Raw genomic sequence first — 22,476 nt, forward strand, 5'->3', positions numbered from 1 at the left:
CGCCCTCCGCTGCTCGCCGCTGGTGCGAATCTCGTCGCCGACCTGATTCCGACGCGCATCCGAAACGCTCGGGAAACAATAACTGAATGACTTGTTTCCAGTTACTACCTTTTCTGTTAGGGTCGCTTCCAGTAACGCATGAGCACCGAGATCCTGCGCGCGGCGTCACTGCACTGCACCACCTTCCACGCAACGAAGCACGAGAGGAATGCCGGAGATGACTCGAACCAAACGCTCCTTCGCGGTGGCACTCGCCGCCGGAGCGGCCGTGATCGCACTGGGAATGACGGGCTGCGCCCCGTCGGCCGGGGGCGGCAGCGGCGACGCCGCCGTCCTGCGGGTCTGGGCGGGCAGCGCCACCCCGATCAACAACAACTTCAACCCGTTCGCGGTCGACACGGCCGTGCACGCGACCTTCGGTGCGATCTACGAGCCGCTGTTCTTCTTCAACCAGCTCTCGGCCGACGCACCCATCGGGCTCATCGGCGACTCCTACGAGTACAGCGAAGACGGCCGCACGCTGACCGTGACGATCAAGCCCGACCTGAAATGGAACGACGGCGAGGCGCTCACCGCCGCCGACGTCGCCTTCACGTTCGGCTACGGCTCGAACAAATCCGAGCAGTTCGTCTCCGCCGAGGCGACCGACGACACGACCGTCGTGCTCACCTACACCGAACCGCAGTTCACGAGCGCCTCGCTCACCCTCGGCTCGACCTACATCATCCCCGAGCACGTCTGGGCCGACATCGACGACTTCATGTCCGAGACCAACCCCGAACCCGTCGGCTCCGGCCCGTACAAGCTGAAGAGCTTCTCCGACGCGGCCTACACGGTCGAGGCCAACGACGAGTTCCGCGACGGCGCGCCCGCCGTCGAAGAGGTCCAGTACGTGGGGCTCGACTCGAACCAGTCGTCGCAGGACCTCCTGACCACCGGCAAGATCGACTGGGTCGGCCAGTTCATCGCGAACCCCGACGCCGTCACCGGCAAGGGCGACATCACGACGATGAACCAGCAGCAGGACCCGACCACCATCACGACCTGCGCCAACGCCGACCTCGGCTGCGAGGGTCCGCAGACCGACCCTGCGGTGCGCCAGGCGATCAACGTGGCCATCGATCGTGCCACGATCGCCGACAAGGCGTTCGCGGGGCTCGCGGGCGAGTCCTCGCCGTCGTTCACGCTCCAGCCGCGCGACGAGCAGTGGCTGAGCGACCCCGAGCTCGCCACGAGCCCGCAGGAGTCGAATGCCGCAGAGGCCGGCGAGATCCTCGAGGCGGCCGGCTACACCAAGGACGCCGACGGGTTCTACGGCAAGGGCGGCACGGCCTTCGAGATCGACCTGTTCTCGCCCGACGGCTGGACCGACTACAACGACGCCGCGAAGCTCATCTCCGAGCAGGCCGCTGAGGCGGGCATCCGCATCAACGCCCGCACGGTCTCCGACGCCGAGTACTGGACCCCGATCCAGAACGGCGACTTCCAGATGGCCCTGTACGGACTCACGCAGAGCCTCGTCGCCGACCCGTACTCCAACTACCACGAGTACTTCGCCGGCACCTCGACCGCGAAGGTCGGCGAGATGCCGCTCGTCGGGCAGAACTACTCGCGATACACGAACCCGATCGTCGACGCGGCCGTGCTCGCGGCCGGCTCGACCCAGGATGTCGCGGCGAAGCAGGAGGCGTACTCCGCCATCCAGACCGAGATCGCTCGCGACCTGCCGTACATCCCCGTGGTGCTGAACGCCTCGCAGTCCTTCTTCAACACCGAGAAGTTCAGCGGATGGCCGACCGAGGACGACCTGTACGCCGCGCCGCTGCCCTACCTCGCGGTGGCCAACGCGGTCGTGCTCGCGCACCTCTCGCCGGTGAAGTAGGCCGGCGCGTCCCATGGAACGAACCTTCCCCGACTCGAGGACGGCAGCGGCATGAGCTTCTACCTTCGGCGGATCGCCTTCTACCTGGTGACCCTCTGGGCGGCGATCTCGCTCAACTTCCTGCTCCCACGGCTCCTGCCGGGCGACCCCGCGGCGATCATGCTCGGCAAGCTGCGGCGTGCGAGCGGCGGGCGTCCCCTCTCCGAGGAGACGATCGCGGCCATCACCTCGATCCTCGGCGCGGGCAAGGACATGTCCCTCTGGGACCAGTACCTGGCGTACTGGGGCCGGTTGCTTCAGGGGGACCTCGGCGTCTCCTCGACGAGGTACCCGGCCACGGTCGCCGACCTGATCGCCGCGGCCCTGCCGTGGACGATCATCCTGGTCGGCGTCGCGACCGTCATCTCATTCCTGCTCGGCATCATCGTCGGCGCATGGGTGGGGTGGCGGCGCGGCACCTGGCTCGACCACCTCGTGCCCGTCACCACGGTCTTCCAGTCGATCCCGTACTTCTGGCTCGCGCTCGTGCTCGTCGCCGTGTTCTCGGTGCAGCTGGGGCTCTTCCCGATCGTCGGCGGCTACGACGTGTTCGAGTTCCCGGCGGGCCCCGAACTCAGCTGGGCGTTCGTCGGCAGCGCCGTCTACCACGCGATCCTCCCGGCGGTCACGATCGTGCTCTCGTCGGTCGGCGGCTGGCTGCTCGGCATGCGCAACATGATGGTCTCGACGATGTCGGAGGACTACGTCGTCACCGCCGAGGCCAAGGGCCTCACCCCGCGCCGCGTGCGCACGAAGTACGCCTCCCGCAACGCCGCCATCCCGAGCCTCGCCGGCTTCGGGATCGCGTTGGGCTTCGTCGTCGCCGGTTCGATCGTCATGGAGCAGGTGTTCAGCTACCCGGGCATCGGCAAGCTCATGATCCAGGCGGTCCAGGGGCTCGACTACGCGCTCATGCAGGGCGTGTTCCTCGTCATCACGCTCACGGTGCTCGCGGCGAACTTCTTCATGGACCTGATCTACGGCTTCATCGACCCGAGGGTGCGACACAATGGATGACTCCCGACCCACGCTCGTCCGTCCCGACGAGGACTCCGGCTACGCCACGGGCGACGACGCCCTGTTCCAGGCTCCGGTGTCCGCCGAGGCCGTGCGCGAGACCGCCCGCGAGGCGTCGGCCACCGCGGCGCTCGCGGTCGCCCGCTCGACCCGCGGAGGCCGGTTCCGCCACCTCCTCCCGAGTCGCTCGGGCAAGCTCGTCACGGGCGTCGTGATCGTCGCCCTCATCACGCTCTTCGGCATCTTCGGCCCGATGATCGCCCAGCCGCCGCGCGACTCCAGCAACGAGGCGCTGCAGCCGCCGTCGGCCGAGCACTGGCTCGGCACGACGAAGCTCGGCTACGACGTCTTCTCCCAGCTCGCCTGGGGCACGCAGGGCTCGCTCTTCATCGGCCTCGTCGCCGGCATCGTCGCGTTGCTGCTCGCCGTGGTCTTCGGCGTGTTCGCCGGATACTTCGGCGGTGTGCTCGACGAGGTGCTCACCCTCTTCACGAACATCGTCCTCGTCATCCCGGGCCTCCCGGTCGTCATGGTGATCGCGGCGTACGTGCAGAACGCCGAGGGCCTGGGGCCGCTCGCCCGGAGTTCCCTCCTCGTCGCCCTCGTGCTCGGCATCACCGGCTGGGCCGGATCGGCGGTGGTGCTCCGCGCACAGGCCCGTTCGTTGCGCACCCGTGAGTACGTCGCCGCGGCGCGCGTGGCCGGCGAGAAGCCGGGCCGCATCATCTTCGTCGAGATCCTGCCGAACCTGGTGCCGCTGCTCGCCGCGCAGTTCATCTTCGGCGTCATCTTCGCGGTGCTCGGCGAGGCCGGGCTCTCCTACCTCGGCCTCGGGCCGACGGGGTCGATCACGCTCGGAACGATGCTGAACGACGCCCAGACCGGGCAGGCCGTGGGCACGGGCGCCTGGTGGTGGTTCGTGCCGCCGGGCCTCATCATCGCCGCCCTCGGGGCCGGCCTCTCCCTCATCAACTTCGCGATCGACGAGGTCGTGAACCCGAAGCTCAGGCTCGCGCCTGAGAACGCGAAGCGCCAGCGCAGGGCCGCGAAGGCCGGCAAGGGCGTCGCCGACACCGGAGCATTCGCATGAACGCCATCCATTCCGCCCCGAGCAGCCTCGGCGTCGCCTCGACCATCGGTGAACCGGTGCTCACCGCACGGAACGTCTCGATCGAGTACGAGGTGGACCCGCCGGTCAAGGCCGTGCGCGGGGCATCCATCACCCTCCACCGGGGTGAGATCCTCGGCCTGGCGGGGGAGTCCGGTTGCGGCAAGACGACGCTCGCCTACGGATTGAACCGCCTGTTGAAGGCGCCGGCGCTCATGACCGGCGGCGAGGTGGTCTTCCACGACGCATCCGGGCGTGACATCGATGTCGTGGCGCTCGACGGCGAGGCGCTGCGCACGTTCCGCTGGAACAAGGTCTCGATGGTCTTCCAAGGTTCGATGAACTCGCTGAACCCGGTCATGAACGTGCGCAAGCAGCTGCACGACGTCTTCATGACCCATCGGCCGTCGATGAAGCGCGCGGAGCGGGAGTCGCGCAGCGCCGAGTTGCTGACGCTCGTCGGCGTGGACCCGTCACGGCTCTCGAGCTTCCCGCACGAACTCTCGGGGGGCATGCGCCAGCGCGTCATGATCGCCATGGCCCTCGCCCTCGATCCGCAGGTGATGATCATGGACGAGCCGACCACCGCGCTCGACGTCGTCGTGCAGCGCGGCATCATCCGTGAGATCATGCGGCTCCGGGAGCGTCTCGGCTTCGCCGTGATCTTCATCACCCACGACCTGCCGCTGCTCATCGAGATCAGCGACCGCATCGCGATCATGCTCGACGGCGAGATCATCGAGCAGGGCGCCTCCGAGCAGATCTACCGCTCCCCGGAGCATCCGTACACGAGGCGTCTGCTCTCGAGCTTCCCGAGCCTGCGCGGCGAGCGCGGCGACTTCATCCGCACGGGCGCGGCGAGCGGGGGTGCGGCATGAACGGGCGGGGCTCGGTGCCCGAGCGCACGACGCTCGAGGCGCGCAACCTGGTCAAGGACTTCCGGCTGCGCAGCGGCGTCAGCGTGCGCACCCTGCACGCCGTGAAGGACGTCTCGTTCACGCTCGAACCGGGGCGCACGATCGCCCTCGTGGGCGAGAGCGGGTCGGGCAAGTCGACGGTCGCGCGCATGATGGCCAAGCTCGAGACGCCGACGTCGGGTGAGATCCTGCTCGACGAGCGCCCGAGCGCGACGCGAGGCGCCGCCCTCGCGAGGTACCGGCGCGACGTGCAGATGGTCTTCCAGGACCCGTTCAGCTCGCTGAACCCGTTCCACCCGATCCGGCACCACCTCGAGCGGCCGCTGCGCATCCACAACCCCGGACTCTCGACGCGGCAGATCCGTGAACGGGCCGACGAACTGCTCGAGCGGGTGCGGCTCTCGCCGGCCGCGACCTTCGCCGATCGTCGACCGCACGAGCTCTCGGGCGGTCAGCGGCAGCGGGTCGCGATCGCGCGTGCGCTCGCGCCAGGGTCGCGGTTCATCATCGCCGACGAGCCGGTGTCGATGCTCGACGTGTCGATCCGCCTCGGCGTGCTCAACCTGCTCGCCGAGCTGCAGCGGCAGGAGCAGTTGGGCGTGCTCTACATCACGCACGACCTCGCGACGGCACGGCACTTCTCCGACGAGATCCTCGTGATGTACCGCGGTGAGATCGTCGAGCGGGGGCCGAGCGAGCAGGTGATCCTCGACCCCCGCCACGAGTACACGACGTCGTTGCTCGAGGCGGCGGCCGATCCCGAGCGCCTCGGACGGTTGCGTGATGAGGTGCGGAGTGGCGGGTGAGTCGACAATCAGTAAACATTCTTTTCAGATAGAGTGACCAAGAAACCGATACCAGGAGGGCAGACGGCATGAGCCAGATCGACCCGGGCACCCCGACGTGGCTCGCGGCGCGCAACGACCGCGCCGCCTTCCGCCTCCTGCTCGAGCACGGCCCGTTGACCAGGTCTCGCCTCGGCGAGCTGACCGGCCTCTCCAAGCCCACGGCGTCGCAGATGCTCGCGCGACTCGAACGTGTCGGACTCATCCATCCGGTCGGCGAGCGATCGGCCGGCCGAGGACCGAATGCGATCACGTACGGCGTCCGCACCGATCGCATCACGGGCGTCGCCATCTCGATCCTCGACCGCGCCATCCAGGCCGTCGTGGTCGACGCCGTCGACCACGAGCACCCGATCGTCCAGATCGCGACCGACGGGCTCGATCGCTCGCCCGAGGGCGACGTGCGCGTGGCGGTGCGTGCGGCCTGCGCCGAGGCGGGCATCGCCGAGGACACGGTCAGCCGCGTGATGATCGGCGTGCAGGCGGCGTTCTTCGTCGACGGCGACGAGCTCTCGTTCACCGACACCCTGCCCGGCTGGCCGGCCGTGGGAGCGCGCGCCCGCATCGAGCGCGAGCTGGGCCTCGAGGTGACGATCGACAACGACGTGAACCTCGCCACCATGGCCGAACGCTCATCCGGCGTCGCGCAGGATGCCGCGAGCTTCGCGCTGTTCTGGATCGGCGACGGCCTGGGCGTCGGCCTCGACCTCGGCGGCGTCGTGCACCGCGGCGCCTCCGGCGGTGCCGGCGAGATCGGCTACCTCGCGGTGCCTCGCACGGCAGAGCCGCTCGCGCCCGGGGCCAACGACTTCACCGACCTGCTGGGCGGCCCCGCGGTGGCGAGGCTCCTGGGTTCCGACGGTGAGACGCTCGCCGACGTGCTGCCGCGCCTCGCCCACGTCGACGCGGCGATGTCCGCCCTCGCCGATCGCGTCATCCTCGCCGTCAACCCGCTGCTCGCGATCCTCGATCCCTCGATGATCGTGCTCGGCGGGCCGACCGGCACGGCAGGCGGAGCCCGGCTCGTCGAGCTCGTCGCCGAGCGCGTCGACGCGGCCGCCCACCCGAAGCTCGCGCTGCGCACGAGCGGCACGGGCGCCCAGCCGGTGCTCCTCGGTGCGCGCCAACAGCTCGTGGAGCAGATCCGCGACCACCTCGAGGCCGACATCTCGCTCTCCACCTGACCCGACCGACCGTCGAACGGCGGATGCCACGGGGCATCCGCCCTGATCATCGACCCCGCATCTCGCGCCCGGCGCGAGGTGCCATACGAACCGAATCGAGGACCCATGAAGCTCGCCATCGTCGGCGGAGGCTCGACCTACACCCCCGAACTCATCGACGGGTTCGCACGCCTTCGCGACACGCTCCCGCTCGAGGAGATCCGCCTCGTCGACTCCGACCCGCAGCGCCTCGCGCTCGTCTCGGGCATGTCGCAGCGAATGCTCGAGCATGCGGGGCACCCCGCGAACGTGATCGGCACGTCCGACCTCGTGGCGGGCGTCTCCGACGCCGACGCCGTGCTGATCCAGCTCCGGGTCGGCGGGCAGGACGCCCGTCACGCCGATGAGACGTGGCCGCACGAGGCCGGATGCATCGGCCAGGAGACCACGGGGCCCGGCGGGCTCGCGAAGGCGCTCCGCACGGTGCCCGTCGTGCTCGGCATCGCCGAGGTCGTGCGAGCCCACGCCAAGCCCGACGCGTGGATCGTCGACTTCACGAACCCCGTCGGCATCGTGACGCGCGCCCTGCTCGAGGCGGGCCACCGCGCCGTCGGTCTCTGCAACGTGGCGATCGGCTTCCAGCGTCGCTTCGCCTCCCTCTTCGATGTCGAGCACGACCGCGTTCGCCTCGGGCATGTCGGCCTCAACCACCTGACCTGGGAGCGCAGCGTCGTCATCGACGGCGACGACAAGCTGCCGGGTCTCCTGCAGCACCGGCTCGGCGAGCTCGCCGACGAGGTGCACCTCGCCGCGGGGCTCATCTCCCAGCTCGGGGTCGTGCCCTCGTACTACCTGCGCTACTACTACGCGCACGACGAGGTCCTGCGCGAGCAGTTGCACGAGCCCACGCGGGCCGAGGCGGTGCGCGCGATCGAGCGCGAGCTGCTCGAGCTCTACGCCGACCCCGCGCAGCACGAGAAGCCGGCGGCGCTCGAGGGCCGCGGCGGCGCCTTCTACTCCGAGGCGGCGATCGAGCTGCTCGCGGCGATGCGCGACGGCGCGAGCCGCTCGCGCGTGGTCAACCTTCGCAACGACGGCGTGCTGCCGTTCCTGCCCGACGACCATGTCATCGAGGTGCCCGCCGTGTTCCGCGACGGGGGATTCGTCGCAGATCCGGTCGCTCCGCTGCCCGACGACATCCGCGGACTCGTCTCGAGCGTGGCCGGCTACGAACGGCTCGCCCTCGACGCTGCGGTGCACGGCGGTCGCGACCGCGTGCTCCGGGCGATGCGCGCGCACCCGCTCGTGCTGCAGCACGACCGGGCCGAGCGACTCACCGACCTGCTCATGGCCGAGAACGCCCCGTTCCTGGAGTGGGCGCGTTGAGCGGGGTCATCGTCGCGGTCGACGCGGGCGGATCGAAGACCGACGCCGTCGCCCTCACGATCGACGGCGAACTCGTCGCCCATGAGCGAGGCGGAGGCTCGAGCCCGCACTTCGAGGGCCTCGGCGAGGCGGTCGCCGTCGTCGACGGGCTCGTGCGCGCCGTCGCGGGGCGGTCGCGCGTCGTGCACGCGGGCCTCTACGTCTCGGGTCTCGACCTGCCCGTCGAGGTCGATCGGTATGCGACCGCGGTCGCGGGACTCGACTGGGCCGGCGATTCGACGGTCGTCGCCAACGACCTCTACGCGCTGCTGCGCGCCGGCACCGACGAGCCCGATGCCGTGGCGATCGTCTGCGGCACGGGCGTGAACGCGGTGGGCGTGCGCGCCGACGGGGCCGAGGTGCGCTTCCCCTCCCTCGGCGGCCTCTCCGGCGACTGGGGCGGCGGAGGCGGGCTGGGCGAGCAGGCGCTGTGGCACGCGGCGAGGGACGTCGACGGACGCGGCCCGCGCACGGCGCTCACGACGGCGATCGTCGATCGGCTCGGCGTGGCCTCGGTGCAGGCGCTCATCGAGGACCTGCACTTCGGCCGGCGTGACTCGAACGACCTCGCCGCGCTCGCCCCCGCAGTGTTCGAGGCCGCACGGTCGGGCGACGCGGTGGCGGCCGAGCTCGTCGACCGGCAGGCCGACGAGATCGTGGCCTTCGCCCGCGCGTGCGTCACCCGCCTCGGGCTCGGCGACCTGGCGATCCCGATCGTGCTGGGCGGCGGCATCATCCGTGCGGGGGATCCACGACTCATCTCTGGCATCGCATCCGGCCTCGCCGCCGTCGCGCCGCGCGCGAGGATCGAGATGCTCGACGCGTCCCCGATCGTCGGTGCGGCCCTGCTCGCGCTCGGTTCGGCGGGCGCGAGGCCCGAGGCCCTCCACCGGGCACGCAGGGCCGTGACCCGCGGAACGCGGGCCGAATACGCGGATGTCGCGCGCGAGACGGAATCCGTCGGCTCCTGAGGCCCGGCTCGAGCGGCGTCGCGGCCGCTCAGTCCGACTGGGCGAGGCGTCGCACCGCGGCGTCCTGGTGCGCGAGGCGGCGCAGCGCGAGCAGCACGGGTTCGTAGAGCGCGGTGCCGAGCACGGTGTACTCGACGGCGGCGTGCGGTTCGGCCGGCATGCGCGAGAGGTCGTACGCGGCGATGTCGGAGGCGGCGCGGCCGTAGGCGGCGAGGCGGTCGGCGCTGATCGGCAGCCCGGCGTCGTCGGCGGCCGCGAGCGCCCCCTCGAGTTGCGCGACGGCGGCGTACTCGGGGTCGTAGACCTGGCCGAGCGCCTCGAGGGCGGCGCGGGCGCGCGGATAGGGGTCGGATGCCTCGCCCGGCGGAGCTGCGGCCGGCGGGAGCGTGCCCACCGCGCGGCCGAGCGTCGTGTAGAGGTCGCCGCCGGGCGCGTCGATGAGCTCGAGCACGGTGCGCGCCTGCTGCACGCTGAGGCCGACGGGGCCGACGAGCGCGCGCACGAGCCGCAGTCGCCGCACGTGGCCCTCGTCGTAGACGGCCTGGGTGGCACCGGTCGCGGTGCCGGCGTGCAGGAGCCCCTCGCGCAGGTAGTACTTGACGGTCGCGACGGGCAGGCCCGCTTCGGCGGCGAGGGCTGACATGCGCATGCGGACTCCTTGCATTGGATAGTGCAACTCTCTAATATTGGAGAGCACCACTATCCAATCACGGACTCCGGAAGGAATCGAGCATGAACCACGCGATCGACGTCATCCTCATCGGCACGCTGCTGCTCGCCCTCGTCACGGTCGAGAGCGGCGGGTACTTCCTCACGAGGGTCGTGCGCGGGCTCGCGCCGGCCAACCGCCTGCAGCAGAACTTCTTCCGGGCCGGACACGCGCACGCCGCCGTGCTGCTCGTGCTCTCGGTCGCGGTCCTCGGCGTGCTCGAGTCGGCCGCGCTCGACGACGCGTGGATGTGGGTCGCCCGGCTCGGCGCCCCGATCGCCGCGATCCTGATGCCCGCAGGGTTCTTCCTCTCGGTGCTGGGCGCCGACCCGCAGAAGCCCGGCCGTGCGATCGCCCTGCTCTGGATCGGCGCGCTCTCGCTCACCGTCGGCCTCGTCGTCGCGGGCGTCGGGCTCATCGGCGGCGGCATCGCGGCGCTCTGAGGCGGGCCGCGCGCCCGGTCAGCGCCGCATTCCGACGCAACCGAGGTCTCTCGACGTCGAGCGGACGTGGTCGGGCGCACCCTCCATGGCGCATACACTGGAATCCGTGAATTCAGCGGAAACGGTCGACGTCGTTCTGATCGGCGGGGGCATCATGAGCGCGACGCTCGGCTCCCTCATCTCCAGGCTGCAGCCCGACTGGTCCATCCGCGTCTACGAGCGCCTCGGCGAGGTCGCGCAGGAGTCCTCGAACGCGTGGAACAACGCGGGCACCGGCCACGCCGCGCTCTGCGAGCTGAACTACATGCCCGAGAACCCCGACGGCAGCGTGAGCGCCGCCAAGGCCGTCTCGATCAACGAGCAGTTCCAGATCAGCCGCCAGTACTGGGCGTACCTCGTGTCGATCGGGGCGCTGCCCGAGCCGCACAACTTCATCAACACCGCACCGCACATGACCTTCGTGCGCGGCAAGGCGAACATCGAGTACCTGAAGAAGCGCGTCGCCGCGCTGAAGGACCAGCCGCTGTTCCCCGACATGGAGTACACCGAGGACCTCGAGCGCATCGCCGAGTGGACCCCCCTCCTCGCGAAGAAGCGCAACGTCAAGCAGAAGGTCGCGGCCACCCGCATCGTCTCGGGCACCGACGTCGACTTCGGCGCCCTCACGAGGTTCCTCCTCACCGACATCGCCGACCGCGGTGCCGAGATCCACACGAACCACCAGGTCACGCGGCTGAAGCGCCAGAAGGACGGCACCTGGCGCCTGCGCGTGAAGCACCTCGTCGGCGGCACGCCCAAGACCGTGAACGCGCGCTTCGTGTTCGTCGGCGCCGGCGGCGGCGCGCTCGCCCTGCTCCAGCACTCGGGCATCCCCGAGATCAAGGGTTTCGGCGGGTTCCCGATCTCGGGGCAGTTCCTGCGCACCACGAACCCCAAGCTCGTCGCCCAGCACCAGGCCAAGGTCTACGGCAAGGCCGCCGTCGGCGCCCCGCCGATGTCGGTGCCGCACCTCGACACGCGCGTGGTCGACGGCGAGACCGCGCTGCTCTTCGGCCCGTACGCCGGCTTCACGCCGAAGTTCCTGAAGACGAGCACGTGGTTCGACCTGCCGTTCTCGATCCGCCTGCACAACCTCGGGCCGATGATCCAGGTCGGCCTGAAGAACTTCGACCTCGTGAAGTACCTCGTCGGCGAGCTCATGGCCAACCGCGAGAAGAAGATGCAGGCCCTGCGCGAGTTCATGCCAACGGCGAAGACCGAGGACTGGGAGCTCATCACGGCCGGCCAGCGCGTGCAGGTCATGAAGAAGGACCCCGAGAAGGGCGGCATCCTGCAGTTCGGCACCGAGGTCATCACGGGCGCCGACGGCACGATCGCGGGCCTGCTCGGCGCCTCGCCGGGTGCGTCGACGGCCGCGCCGATCATGCTCGACGTGATCGCGCGCTGCTTCCCCGACCGCATGGTCGAGTGGGAGCCGAAGCTCCGCGAGATGATCCCCGGCTACGGCACGACGCTCTCGAGCGACCCGGCCGCGGCCGAGGCGTCGCTCGTCGCGACGGCGAAGACGCTGCAGATCACGGCCTAGCTTCTCGGCCCGACTCACGGCCTGGCCTTCTCGGCAGGTCCTCTGCTATCGTCGTACCCGCTATGAAGTGAGTACTCCCACCGTCCCGCGCCTGAGGCGCCGTAGACATCGGGTGTACCCATTCCACTGTTCGCGACGGTGACGGCTGCATCCATCTCGGCAATGCCCGGCGGGATCCTTCTCCGCTCCCGGGCCGTCGGCGCTGTCATGCGCTGCGACGGCACCGTGCGGTGCACCGTTCGACCGACCGCCTGCGCGCGGCATCCGTCGACGGCTCGGGAGCATTCGTGAAAGGGCGTTCCGCATGTCGGTACACGTCTCGTATTCCTCCTATCTCCGCGTCGACGACCTGTCGGCGCGTTACCCCGATCGCCGCGTCTTCAGTGATCTCGGCTTCTCGGTCGCCCCTGGCCAGCGTCTCGGCCTCATCGGCGAGAACGGCGCGGGCAAGTCGACGCTCCTGAGGCTGCTCGCCTCGGGTTCGACGACGGATGCCGCGGCCGGCCCGAGAGTCGGCGACCCGCCGGGTTCGGGCTCCCCGCTCGACGCGGGCGTCGCGGCGCTCGGCGCCCGCGACGCGACGGACCTCGTCGCCGACGGCCGCATCACCCGGCCGCTGCGCACCGGCCTGCTCTCGCAGGAGCTGCCGTTCGCCCCGCACGATGGCCTCGGCGATGTGCTCGAGCACGCGCTCCGCGAGGTGCGCGCCATCGAGCGCGAGCTCGACGAGGCGGCGGCCGCGCTCGCCGACGGCATGGCCGACGGCGGGTCGCGTGGCGACGAACGCGCGGCCGCGGTATCCGCCGACCGGTATGCGCGGGCGCTCGCCGCGGCCGAGCATGCCGAGGTGTGGAGCGCCGACGCGCGCCGCGACGAACTGCTTCGCGGGCTCGGCGTCGGCGACGTGTCGCTCGAGCGCCGGGTCGCCGAGGTGTCGGGTGGCCAGCGCAGCCGGTTCGCGCTCGCGGCGCTGCTGCTGCGTGCACCGGAAGCGCTGCTGCTCGACGAGCCGACGAACCACCTCGACGACGACGCCGCGGCGTTCCTCGAGGACACGTTGCGCGCGTGGAGCGGGCCGGTGCTCTTCGCCAGCCACGATCGGGAGTTCCTCGATCGGCTGGCGACGGGGCTCGTCGACCTCGATCCGGCTCGGCTCGGCGCGGTGGCCGCGGTGGAGTCGGGCCCGTCCGCCGGGCGGGCGGGTCCGCCGATCTACGCGAGCGCCGAGCGCGCGAGCCACGACGACCTGCTCGCGGCATCCGGTGGCACGGTGTTCGGCGGGGGCTTCACCGAGTTCCTCGCGGTCAAGGCCGATGAGCGGCAACGCTGGCAGCGCCAGTACGAGTCCGAGCAGCAGGAGCTCCTCGGGCTCCGTGCCGACCTCGATCGCAGCGGTGCGGCGCGAACCGTCGCGCACGGCAGGGCGGCGACCGACAACGACAAGTTCATCCGTCACTTCAAGGGCGAGAACGTCGATCGCACGATCGCGAGGCGGGTGCGCAACGCCGAGGTGCGGCTCGAGGTGCTCGAGCGCGACCAGGTGCCGAAGCCGCCTGCACCGCTCGCGTTCGCGGGCATCCCGCAGGGGTCGCACGCGCTCGACGAGGCACCCGGCCTGCTCGTCGAGGTGACGGATGCCGTGGTCGATGGGCGCCTCTCGGTGCCGTCGCTGCGAGTGCCTGCGATGGCCCGAATGCTCGTCACGGGTGCGAACGGTGCGGGCAAGTCGACGCTGCTGAACGTGCTCGCCGGCATCCAGCGCGTCGATGCCGGCTCGGTGCAGCGTCGCCGCGGGCTTCGCGTGCAGTTGCTCGAACAGGACGTGCGCTTCGGAGACCCGGATGCCGCGGTGCACCGCATCTACGAGCGCACCCTCGGTGAGCGGCGGGCCGAGCAGGTGCCGCTGTCGAGCCTGGGACTCATCGCCGCCCGCGACGAGTCGAGGCCGATCGGGGCGCTCTCGGTCGGACAGCAGCGGCGTCTCGCGTTGGCGCTGGTGTTCGCGAGGCCGCCGCACCTGTTCCTGCTCGACGAGCCGACGAACCACCTCTCGCTCGCGCTCGCGACGGACCTCGAGGAGGCGCTGGGCGCCTACCCGGGTGCGGTCGTGGTCGCCAGCCACGACCGGTGGCTGCGTCGCCGATGGGCGGGGGAGCGGCTCGAGCTCGCGGCCGGGCGGGCGGCTCGCGCCACCGTGCCGGCGTGAGCGACGGCGCGCCGCGGCATCCGGATGTCGCGGCGCGCCGCTTGCAGCACGTTCGAACATGTGTTCGAATGTCTGCATGAGGTGGAGCGGGCAGCAATTGGGCGTCGACCAGGCGGGCACCCTGCCGGGGCTCGCGCGGCTCAACAACCTCGTGCGCTCGGTGCAGACCCCCGACTTCGCGGGCATGACGTTCCATGAGGTGCTCGCGAAGTCGGCGCTGAACCACGTGCCAGGCCCCTCGTCGATGCCGTTCAGCTGGACCGTGAACCCATATCGGGGCTGCAGCCATGCTTGTGTGTACTGCTTCGCCCGCCCCACGCACACCTACCTCGACCTCGACGCGGGCGATGACTTCGACCGGCAGATCATCGTGAAGGTGAACGTCGCCGAGGTGCTCGCGGGCGAACTCGCGAAGCGGTCGTGGCGGCACGAGCCCGTGGCGCTCGGCACGAACACCGATCCGTACCAGCGCGCCGAGGGGCGATATCGGCTGATGCCGGGCGTCATCGACGCGCTGGCCTCGAGCGGCACGCCGTTCAGCATCCTCACGAAGGGGTCGTTGCTGCGGCGCGACCTGCCGCTCATCGTCGACGCGGCGGGGCAGGTGCCGGTCGACCTGGCCATGTCGATCGCCGTCTACGACGACGAGCTGCAGCAGTCGCTCGAGCCGGGCACGCCGAGCACGAAGGCGAGGCTCGCGACGGTCACGGCCGTGCGCGAGGCCGGGCTCGACTGCACGGTGTTCCTGATGCCGATCCTGCCGTACCTCACCGACACCAGGGCGCACCTCGATGACGCCCTCCGGCAGGTGAAGGCGGCCGGTGCGACGAGCGTCGTGTACTCGGCGCTGCACCTGCGGCAGGGCGTCAAGCCGTGGTTCATGCAGTGGCTCGCACGCGAGCATCCCGAGCTCGAGTCGAAGTACCGGTCGATGTACTACGGCCAGAACGCATACGCGCCGAAGGAGTACCGCAAATGGCTGGCGGCGCGGGTCGCACCGTTGCTGCGCGCGCACGGCCTCGCGCGCGGGCAGGAGGATCCCGCGACGGGCGGCGTTCGGTCGGCCGCGCTGACGGATGCCGCGGCGCGGCGATCCGCCTCGCGCACCGAGTTCGCGGCCGCCCCAGACGCCCTGTTCTGACGCTCGGCGCCGTGCCGCGGCCGGCCGCCGGTTGCGCGTAGCGAGGGGTTTGCTGGGATAATCCGGAGAGTCCAGTGTGAACCCGATCCACCGGCACGAACACCGGAGGTCCCCATGACGCTCGGGCTACCCGGCGATGTGTCGCGCGACTCCGTGAACCGGGCGCTCGTGCACGCGGGGCATGTCGGCGCCTGGGTGTACCTCGGCATGGGTGCGGTCGTCGCGATCTCGCTGGCGATCGGCGGTTCGCCGAAGGGCTGGATCGCAGCGGGGCTCGCCCTGCTGATGGCCGGAACGCTGAGTCTCGTGGCGGTGTACCGATCGGTGTTCTGGAGCGTGCTCTACCTCGTCGTCGGGGGTGGCGTCACGTTGGTGCTGACCGTGTTCGCGATGCAGTCCGAGCATGGCCTCGCGACGACCGACAACGCGGTGATCGCGATCCCGTGCATCGCCCTGCTCCTCGTCGGCGGTGCGGGCGCCGGGTCGGTGGCCGCGAGCCTCTGGGTCGTCGCCGCCTACGCCGTGGGCCAGGTCGCGACCTACGCCGGGTCCGTGGTGAGCGATTCCGAGTACCGGGTGAGCACCGCGGCCACCATCCTGGCCCTGTTCATCGTCGTCGTCCGCACGGTCGACGGCGTGACGCGGCATTCGGGCCTGCGCCGACAGGCGGCCCTCGTGCGGGCGAACGTCGCCGCCCGCGAGGCGACCGCCCGACGCGATCACGAGCTCGAGGCGATCACGCGCCTGCACGACACGGCGATGGAGCACCTGCTCGCGATCGCGTCGGCGGGGTCGGGGCCGATCGATGATCGCCTCCGCGCTGACATCCGGCAGGACCTCTCGCTGCTCGTGGGTCGCGACTGGGTCGAGCAGCACAGCGGGGGGTTCGGTGACGCGTCGAACGCGTTCGACATCGCCGACGGCACGCCCGTGCTCGACCAGGCGTTCGCGACCGCCGCCGATCTCGGGCTCGACGTGAAGATGACGGGCGATCTCGCGGTGCTCGGGCTGCTGGGGCCGCACCGGGCGACCGAGCTCGACCTCGCCGTCGCGGAGTGCCTCCGCAACGTCGCGAGGCACGCTGGGGTGCAGGAGGCCGAGATCATCCTCGGCAACGGCGGCGGCGAGGTCACCGTCGCGGTCATGGACGTCGGCGCCGGCTTCGAGCCCGAACGGGTGCCGGCCGCCCTCCGCGGGCTCAGGGTCGAGGTGGTCGAACGGCTCGAACGCGAGCTCGGCTCCGCTCGCGTGTGGTCGGCGATCGGCTTGGGAACGACCATCGTGCTCACCATGCCGGAGGGCGGCGCATGAGAACCGATCGCCTCGCCCCCCAAGACGTCGACCCGATCGTCCCACTCGCCTCGTCGTCGATCCTGCAGCACGTCGCCGGCACCGCCGCCTGCGTGACCGCCGTCGTGCTGACCGCCGCGCACTGGTCGGAGGTCGATTCCCCGCTCGCGGCGATCATGGCGATCGCGTTCGTGGTCATCTCGGCGATCGCGGCCACCGTCGGCACGCGTCCCTCGCGGGCGCCGTTCACGCCAGAGCGACTGTGGGTGGTCATCGTGTTCAGCCTCGGCGGGGCGGTCGCCGAGTACCTCAGCACCGTGGGCAACAACCAGTTCGTCTACGACGACTTCGGCCCGGTCGTCATCGGCATCATGATGGTGTCGGTCGCGCCGTACTGCAGCTGGACCACGCTGTTGAGCGGCGGTGTGCTCTCGGGGGCCGTGCTCGCGGTGCTCGTCGCCGGTGCGCCGAGCGACGCGTGGCAGGACCTGCCGACCGCCGTCGTCGTGCTCGTCTTCGTCGCTCCGACCGTCGTGGCGAGTTCGGCGGCCGCCGGCTACTCGTGGGCGATCGTGCACATCACGCTCGCGTGGCAGCGCAAGGCCAACCAGGTGCTGCTGCAGCGCGACGCCGAGCTCAGGGCGGGGCTCGCGCGTTCGTCCGACCACGGCAGGGTCGCGGTGCTCCGACGCGAGGTGCTGCCGTTCCTCGCCTCGATGCTGACCGCCGAGCGGGTGTCGGTGACGGATGCCGCGCGCGCCCGTCAGCTCGCCGACGCCCTCCGTTCGACGCTCCGCGACGAGATCGCCACGACCTGGCTCAGCGACCTCGCGGCCGACCTCGAGCGCCGGCATGGCGTGCCCGTCGAGGTCGTCGAGACCGACACCGCCGTCGCCGTGCTGCACGACGACCAGCGGGCGGCGCTCGCCGCCCTGCTGAACTGGCTCGCGGTCGACGACCGTGCGGCGTCGATCCGCATCGACGTGACCCGCGAGGACACGGAGCTCTCGAGGGGGCGCGTGGTGCGCATCTCGGTCGAGGCCCTGTTCGGCGCCCAACCGCCCGCCCGACGGGCGATCGAACGCTTCGCCGCGGTGGCGCGCGCGCTGGGGTTGGCTGCGGAGGTCTCGACGAGCAGGCAGAATGTCACGGTGGAGTTTCGTCATGGCATCAGCTGAGGTCCGTCGGTCGAACGGCGAGGTCGCCTGATGGCGAAGCTGTACTTCCGCTACGGCGCGATGAACTCGGGCAAGTCGACGGCGCTGCTGCAGGCCGCCTTCAACTACGAAGAGCGCGGGCACGGCGTGCTGCTCGCCAAGCCGTCGGTCGACACCAAGGGCGATCGCGACATCGTCTCGCGGCTCGGCGTGGTGCGCGAGGTCGACTTCGTGATCGCGCCCGACGCGAATGCGCGTGAGCTGTTCGAGCAGCGGCGCGCGATCTCGGCGGCCGAGAACGGGCGCGACGTGAGCTGCCTCCTCGTCGACGAGGCGCAGTTCCTTACGGGCGAGCAGGTCGACGACCTGCTGCGCATCGCGCTCATCGAGGGCATCCCGGTGCTCGCCTACGGCATCCGCACCGACTTCCAGACGGTCGCGTTCCCCGGCAGTCGTCGGCTGCTCGAGGTCGCGCACAGCCTCGAGGAGCTCAAGACGATCTGCCGCTGCGGCCGCAAGGCGATCTTCAACGGTCGCACCATCGACGGCCGGTTCGTGTTCGACGGCGACCAGGTCGCGATCGACGGCGAGACCGTGACCTACGAGTCGCTCTGCGGGGTCTGCTACCTCGAGGAGTCCGGCGGCGTGCTCAACGGCCGCCACTGAGCGCGCCGTCTCGGAAGCATGCGTCCGCAGCACCCGGCGCCCGGCCTCAGCTCACGATCGCGAGCACCAGCAGTCCGTTGAACACCATGTGCGCGATGATCGCGCCGCCGAGGCGGCCGGTCGCCGCGGCGAGGGCTCCCGCCGCGAGGCCGAAGGCGAAGGTGCCGACGAAGGTCACGGCCGCCGCGGTCGGGGAGAGCGCGGCGCCCTGGGCGAGGTGGGCGAGTCCGAAGACGAGCGCGCTCACGACGACGGCGACGGATGCCGCGACGAGCGGCCGTCCGCCGGTGCGCCGGACGACGGCGCGCAGCACGAGGCCGCGGTAGAACGTCTCCTCGATGATCGGCCCGAGCAGCACGGGCGCGAGGACAACGCCGAACCAGAACGCGAATCCGGTGGGCAGCGCGAGCACGCCGCCGTCGAGCGAGGTGCGTCCGATCCACGCGAGTTCGAGCAGGGTCACGAGTCCGCGGGCGAGAAGTCCGATGCCGACGCCCCAGAGCAGGTCGATCCAGCGCACGCGGAGCCCGAAGTCGGACGCGAACGATCTGCGCCCGCGCGCGACATCCGCGATGCAGAGCACCACGACGAGCGGCACCCAGACGGCGAGGTACGCGCCCAACACCTGCAGCCATTCCTCGATGACGACGGTGCGGGTGAGCCACGCCCAGCCGAGCGAACACGCCGCCGCGAGCAGGATGCCGATCGCGGCATCCGTCACGCCCCAGCGCTGCCCGGCGGCGTCGAAGACTCCGATTGGGGGAGTGTCGGTTGTTGACAGGCCCCCACTCCGCGGGGCATGTTGAGAGGGTGCCACGGGGCTTAGCGTATCCGTGTCACGTTTCAGCACGCTGTGGGGACGGGGCCTGAACACGTGGAACTACGCGATTACATCCGCATCCTGCGGCAGAGCTGGGTGTTGATCGTGTTGCTCACGCTCTTCGGCGTCGCTGCGGGTGCCGTCTTCTCGATCATGCAGACACCGCTGTACAGCTCATCGGCGAAGGTGTTCGTCTCGACGTCGAACGGCGGCTCGATCGGCGAGATGGCACAGGGCAACGCGTACACGCAGCAGCGCGTGACGACGTATGCCGACCTCGCATCGACGCCCATCGTGCTGCTGCCCGTGATCGCCGACCTGCAGCTCGACACGACGAGCGACGAGCTCGCCCGCGAGGTCGTCGCGACGACGCTCGCTGACACCTCGCTCATCGAGATCACGGTGACCGACGAGAATGCCGCGCTCACGGCCGAGGTCGCCACGGCGGTGTCCGAGAGCCTGACGAACGTCGTCTCGGCGATCGAGACGACGGGCGTGAGCACCGGCGCAGAGGCCGAGGGAGACGAGGCAGCTGCGGCCTCACCGGTGCGGCTCACGCTCGTGCAGCACGCCTCGGTTCCGCAGAAGCCGGTGAGCCCGAACGTCATGCTGAACATCGTGCTCGGCGGCCTGATCGGCCTCGCGCTCGGCGTCGGCGCGGCGGTGCTGCGCGAGACGCTCGACACGCGCATCCGCAACGAGCGCGATATCGAGCAGGTCACCGACGTGCCGGTGATCGGCGGCATCGTCTTCGACCCGAAGGCCAAGGATCGCCCGCTCATCGTGCACGCCGACCCCCACTCGCCGCGCGCGGAGTCGTTCAGGGCGCTGCGCACGAACCTGCAGTTCCTCGACGCGGGCCGGCCCGATCGCTCGTTCGTCGTGACGTCGTCGATCGAGTCCGAGGGCAAGTCGACGACGGCCGCGAACCTGGCGATCGCCCTGGCGGATGCCGGTGCGCGCGTGCTGCTCGTCGACGCCGACCTCCGTCGCCCGAAGGTCGCGTCGTACCTCGGCATCGAGGGCGCGGTCGGGCTCACCGACCTGCTCATCGGCCGCGCAGAGCTCCAGGACGTGATCCAGCCGTGGGGCCGCAGCCAGATGTACGTGCTCCCGGCCGGTCGCGTGCCACCGAACCCGAGCGAGCTGCTCGGGTCGGTCGTGATGGCCGAGACCGTGAAGGAGCTGAACCGGGCCTTCGACGTCGTGCTCTTCGATGCGCCGCCGCTGCTGCCGGTGACGGATGCCGCGGTGCTGACGCGGGCGGCGGGCGGTGCGATCCTCGTGGTCGCGGTGGGCCGAGCGCACAAGGGGCAGGTCAAGGGCGCGTTCTCCGTGCTCGAGAACGTCGACGCGAACGTGTCGGGCATCGTGCTCACGATGCTGCCGACGAAGGGTCCCGATGCCTACGGCTACGGCCGGTACGGCTATGGCTACGGGTACGGCCACGGCTACGCCCCCACGTCATCGCCGACGTCGCCGACGGCCGGGCCGTCGCCTGAGTCCTCGCCCGCGTCGAAGCCCGAACCGAAGCAGGAACCGGTGGCCGGCGCGTGAACGTGCTCGTGGTGTGCACGGGCAACATCTGCCGGTCTCCCGTGGCCGAGCGGGTGCTCGCGGCGAGGCTCGCGTCGGCCGGCCTCGGCGACGTGATCGTGTCGAGTGCGGGAACCGCCGCGTTGGCGGGCCAGCCGATGACGCCCCAGGCCGCCGCGCAGGCGCTGCGATTCGGCGCAGACCCGGCCGGGCATGCGTCGCGACAACTCACCGAACGCCTGGTGGAGGACGCCGACCTCGTGCTCACCGCGACCCGGGCCCACCGGGCCGAGGTCGCCGAGCTCGTTCCCCGTGCGGCTCGCCGCGCCTACACGCTGCGGGAGTTCGCACGCGTGCTCGACTTCCTCTCCGCCGACGGGGCCCTCGAGCCACCCGCCGCTGCCGCCGGTTCCCGCCTGCAGCAGGCGACGGATGCCGCGGCCAGATCCCGTGGCTTCGCACCACCGCCGTCCGACCCGAACGACGACGACATCCTCGATCCGTACCGCGCTCCCGACGCGGTCTACGACGAGGCCGGCCGACTGATCGACGACGCCGTCGACCGAATCGTGTCCGCGCTCGCTGCTCCGTCGGTGTCGGGCGGTCGCAGTGCAACGTAACGAGACCGTGCACGCACGCCATTCCATCGCCCCGTGGGCGGTCGTGGCGATCGTGGTGTTCGTGATCGTCGACGCGGGCCTCGTGTGGTGGGCCCTCGCCTCGTTGCGCTCCGACGCGGGCACGCCGCAGGGCGAGGTGCTGCCGACGCTCCCGCCGTCGACGACTGTGCCTGCTTCGACCTCGCCGACCTCGACGGGCGAGCCCGCGGCGCCCGTCGCTGTCGCGCGCCCGACGGTGGTGCTGGCGGCCCTCGACGCGAACCTCGCCTACCGCGGAGTCGTCGGACGCTGCCCCGATGCCGCGGCGACCCTGGAGGTCACCACCGACGGGGGAGCGACGTGGACGCCCGCGTACACGGCCGGCCTCTCCGACCTGCAGTCGATCGAGCCGGCCGACGTCGACATCGTCACGATGGTGGCCCGCGATCCCGCTGCGTGCGGCGTCGGGCGCTACCGCAGCTTCGTGCAGGGTGCCGACTGGGAGCCCACGAGCGAGCTCGAGCCCACGTGGTACCTCGACGGCGGGCAGGTGGCGGCGCCCACCGGATCCTCCGACCCGTGCGGTGGCGCTGCCGTTCAGGTCGAGGCGACGTCAGCGGAATCCGCCGCGGTGCTCTGCGGATCGGGCGCGGTCGCGACCACTGTCGACTCGGGCGTGAGCTGGGCCGACGCAGGCGCTCCGCCGACGACGATCGCGCTCGCCTCGACATCCGGCGGATACCTCGTCGCGGTCACCGATGACGGATGCCGCGGCATCCGAATCCAGGCACTCGCACCGGATGCCGCGCCCGGCGCCTGCCTCGAGGCCGACATCACCACCGGCACGACCGCGATCGACGCGGCATCCGATGGCACGCTCTGGGCCTGGACCGGGGGAGTACTCGCCCGTTCGGCGAACGGGGGTGCGACATGGTGATGGGCCGGTTCTACGCAGCC

Annotated in this window: 20 protein-coding genes; 18 read left to right on the forward strand and 2 right to left on the reverse strand. The window is 70.8% G+C overall.

From position 1 onward, the window contains the following. Window positions 1–217: 217 nt before the first annotated feature. The 8 genes from ABIC29_RS04115 (at window position 218) to ABIC29_RS04150 (ending at window position 9,367) form a co-directional block, all read left to right on the forward strand. Window positions 218–1,882, forward strand: coding sequence for an ABC transporter substrate-binding protein (locus ABIC29_RS04115; RefSeq protein WP_116082368.1), 1,665 nt, complete (start codon window positions 218–220; stop codon window positions 1,880–1,882). A gap of 51 nt (window positions 1,883–1,933) precedes the next feature. Further along, window positions 1,934–2,938, forward strand: a complete 1,005-nt coding sequence (locus tag ABIC29_RS04120; RefSeq protein ID WP_354243008.1) for an ABC transporter permease — start codon at window positions 1,934–1,936, stop codon at window positions 2,936–2,938. Then, window positions 2,931–4,028 (forward strand): ABC transporter permease, encoded by a 1,098-nt coding sequence (locus tag ABIC29_RS04125; protein ID WP_116080956.1) that lies wholly within the window; start codon window positions 2,931–2,933, stop codon window positions 4,026–4,028. The genes ABIC29_RS04120 and ABIC29_RS04125 overlap by 8 nt, the downstream gene beginning before the upstream one ends. Then, the gene (locus ABIC29_RS04130) at window positions 4,025–4,924 is read left to right on the forward strand and encodes an ABC transporter ATP-binding protein (protein WP_354243011.1); all 900 of its coding nucleotides are present in this window, start codon (window positions 4,025–4,027) and stop codon (window positions 4,922–4,924) included. The genes ABIC29_RS04125 and ABIC29_RS04130 overlap by 4 nt, the downstream gene beginning before the upstream one ends. Continuing rightward, a complete protein-coding gene (locus tag ABIC29_RS04135) occupies window positions 4,921–5,769 on the forward strand; it encodes an ABC transporter ATP-binding protein (RefSeq protein ID WP_354243014.1) in 849 nt (282 codons plus the stop codon). Before ABIC29_RS04130 ends, ABIC29_RS04135 begins: the two co-directional genes overlap by 4 nt. 68 nt (window positions 5,770–5,837) lie before the next feature. After that, window positions 5,838–6,992, forward strand: coding sequence for an ROK family transcriptional regulator (locus ABIC29_RS04140; RefSeq protein ID WP_354243017.1), 1,155 nt, complete (start codon window positions 5,838–5,840; stop codon window positions 6,990–6,992). A 105-nt stretch (window positions 6,993–7,097) separates the two neighbouring features. Then, the gene (locus ABIC29_RS04145) at window positions 7,098–8,357 is read left to right on the forward strand and encodes a family 4 glycosyl hydrolase (RefSeq protein WP_354243020.1); all 1,260 of its coding nucleotides are present in this window, start codon (window positions 7,098–7,100) and stop codon (window positions 8,355–8,357) included. Next, a complete protein-coding gene (locus ABIC29_RS04150) occupies window positions 8,354–9,367 on the forward strand; it encodes an N-acetylglucosamine kinase (protein WP_502915442.1) in 1,014 nt (337 codons plus the stop codon). The genes ABIC29_RS04145 and ABIC29_RS04150 overlap by 4 nt, the downstream gene beginning before the upstream one ends. A gap of 28 nt (window positions 9,368–9,395) precedes the next feature. Here ABIC29_RS04150 and ABIC29_RS04155 read toward each other — a convergent pair whose 3' ends face one another. Further along, a complete protein-coding gene (locus ABIC29_RS04155) occupies window positions 9,396–10,016 on the reverse strand; it encodes a MerR family transcriptional regulator (RefSeq protein WP_116080962.1) in 621 nt (206 codons plus the stop codon). 83 nt (window positions 10,017–10,099) lie between these two features. Here ABIC29_RS04155 and ABIC29_RS04160 point away from each other — a divergent pair, with 83 nt between their 5' ends. The 7 genes from ABIC29_RS04160 (at window position 10,100) to ABIC29_RS04190 (ending at window position 18,564) form a co-directional block, all read left to right on the forward strand. Continuing rightward, window positions 10,100–10,519 (forward strand): hypothetical protein, encoded by a 420-nt coding sequence (locus tag ABIC29_RS04160; RefSeq protein ID WP_116080963.1) that lies wholly within the window; start codon window positions 10,100–10,102, stop codon window positions 10,517–10,519. An 85-nt stretch (window positions 10,520–10,604) separates the two neighbouring features. Continuing rightward, complete coding sequence (locus tag ABIC29_RS04165) at window positions 10,605–12,104, forward strand: malate:quinone oxidoreductase (RefSeq protein WP_354243026.1); 1,500 nt, start codon at window positions 10,605–10,607, stop codon at window positions 12,102–12,104. A gap of 304 nt (window positions 12,105–12,408) precedes the next feature. Then, window positions 12,409–14,310 (forward strand): ATP-binding cassette domain-containing protein, encoded by a 1,902-nt coding sequence (locus ABIC29_RS04170; RefSeq protein WP_354243029.1) that lies wholly within the window; start codon window positions 12,409–12,411, stop codon window positions 14,308–14,310. 76 nt (window positions 14,311–14,386) lie between these two features. Further along, window positions 14,387–15,451 (forward strand): Rv2578c family radical SAM protein, encoded by a 1,065-nt coding sequence (locus ABIC29_RS04175; protein WP_354243032.1) that lies wholly within the window; start codon window positions 14,387–14,389, stop codon window positions 15,449–15,451. A 114-nt stretch (window positions 15,452–15,565) separates the two neighbouring features. Further along, the gene (locus ABIC29_RS04180; RefSeq protein WP_354243034.1) at window positions 15,566–16,762 is read left to right on the forward strand and encodes a sensor histidine kinase; all 1,197 of its coding nucleotides are present in this window, start codon (window positions 15,566–15,568) and stop codon (window positions 16,760–16,762) included. After that, entirely contained in the window at window positions 16,759–17,919 is a 1,161-nt protein-coding gene (locus ABIC29_RS04185; protein ID WP_116080968.1) for a hypothetical protein, read from the forward strand. Before ABIC29_RS04180 ends, ABIC29_RS04185 begins: the two co-directional genes overlap by 4 nt. Window positions 17,920–17,949: 30 nt before the next feature. Then, on the forward strand, window positions 17,950–18,564 hold the full coding sequence (locus tag ABIC29_RS04190) for a thymidine kinase (protein ID WP_354243037.1): 615 nt from the start codon (window positions 17,950–17,952) through the stop codon (window positions 18,562–18,564). A 46-nt stretch (window positions 18,565–18,610) separates the two neighbouring features. Here ABIC29_RS04190 and ABIC29_RS04195 read toward each other — a convergent pair whose 3' ends face one another. Continuing rightward, complete coding sequence (locus ABIC29_RS04195; protein WP_354243040.1) at window positions 18,611–19,285, reverse strand: CPBP family glutamic-type intramembrane protease; 675 nt, start codon at window positions 19,283–19,285, stop codon at window positions 18,611–18,613. Between the two features lie 153 nt (window positions 19,286–19,438). On the opposite strand from ABIC29_RS04195, the gene ABIC29_RS04200 reads away from it, so the two are divergent. Genes ABIC29_RS04200 through ABIC29_RS04210 form a run of 3 tightly spaced genes read left to right on the forward strand, consistent with a single transcriptional unit; the run spans window position 19,439 to window position 22,456 of the window. Further along, entirely contained in the window at window positions 19,439–20,941 is a 1,503-nt protein-coding gene (locus ABIC29_RS04200; RefSeq protein WP_354243043.1) for a tyrosine-protein kinase domain-containing protein, read from the forward strand. Next, on the forward strand, window positions 20,938–21,540 hold the full coding sequence (locus ABIC29_RS04205; protein ID WP_354243046.1) for an arsenate reductase/protein-tyrosine-phosphatase family protein: 603 nt from the start codon (window positions 20,938–20,940) through the stop codon (window positions 21,538–21,540). Before ABIC29_RS04200 ends, ABIC29_RS04205 begins: the two co-directional genes overlap by 4 nt. After that, a complete protein-coding gene (locus ABIC29_RS04210) occupies window positions 21,530–22,456 on the forward strand; it encodes a beta propeller repeat protein (protein WP_354243048.1) in 927 nt (308 codons plus the stop codon). The genes ABIC29_RS04205 and ABIC29_RS04210 overlap by 11 nt, the downstream gene beginning before the upstream one ends. The last annotated feature ends 20 nt before the right edge of the window (window positions 22,457–22,476 follow it).

The sequence above is a fragment of the Agromyces sp. PvR057 genome (assembly GCF_040547485.1).
Taxonomy (GTDB): Bacteria; Actinomycetota; Actinomycetes; order Actinomycetales; family Microbacteriaceae; genus Agromyces.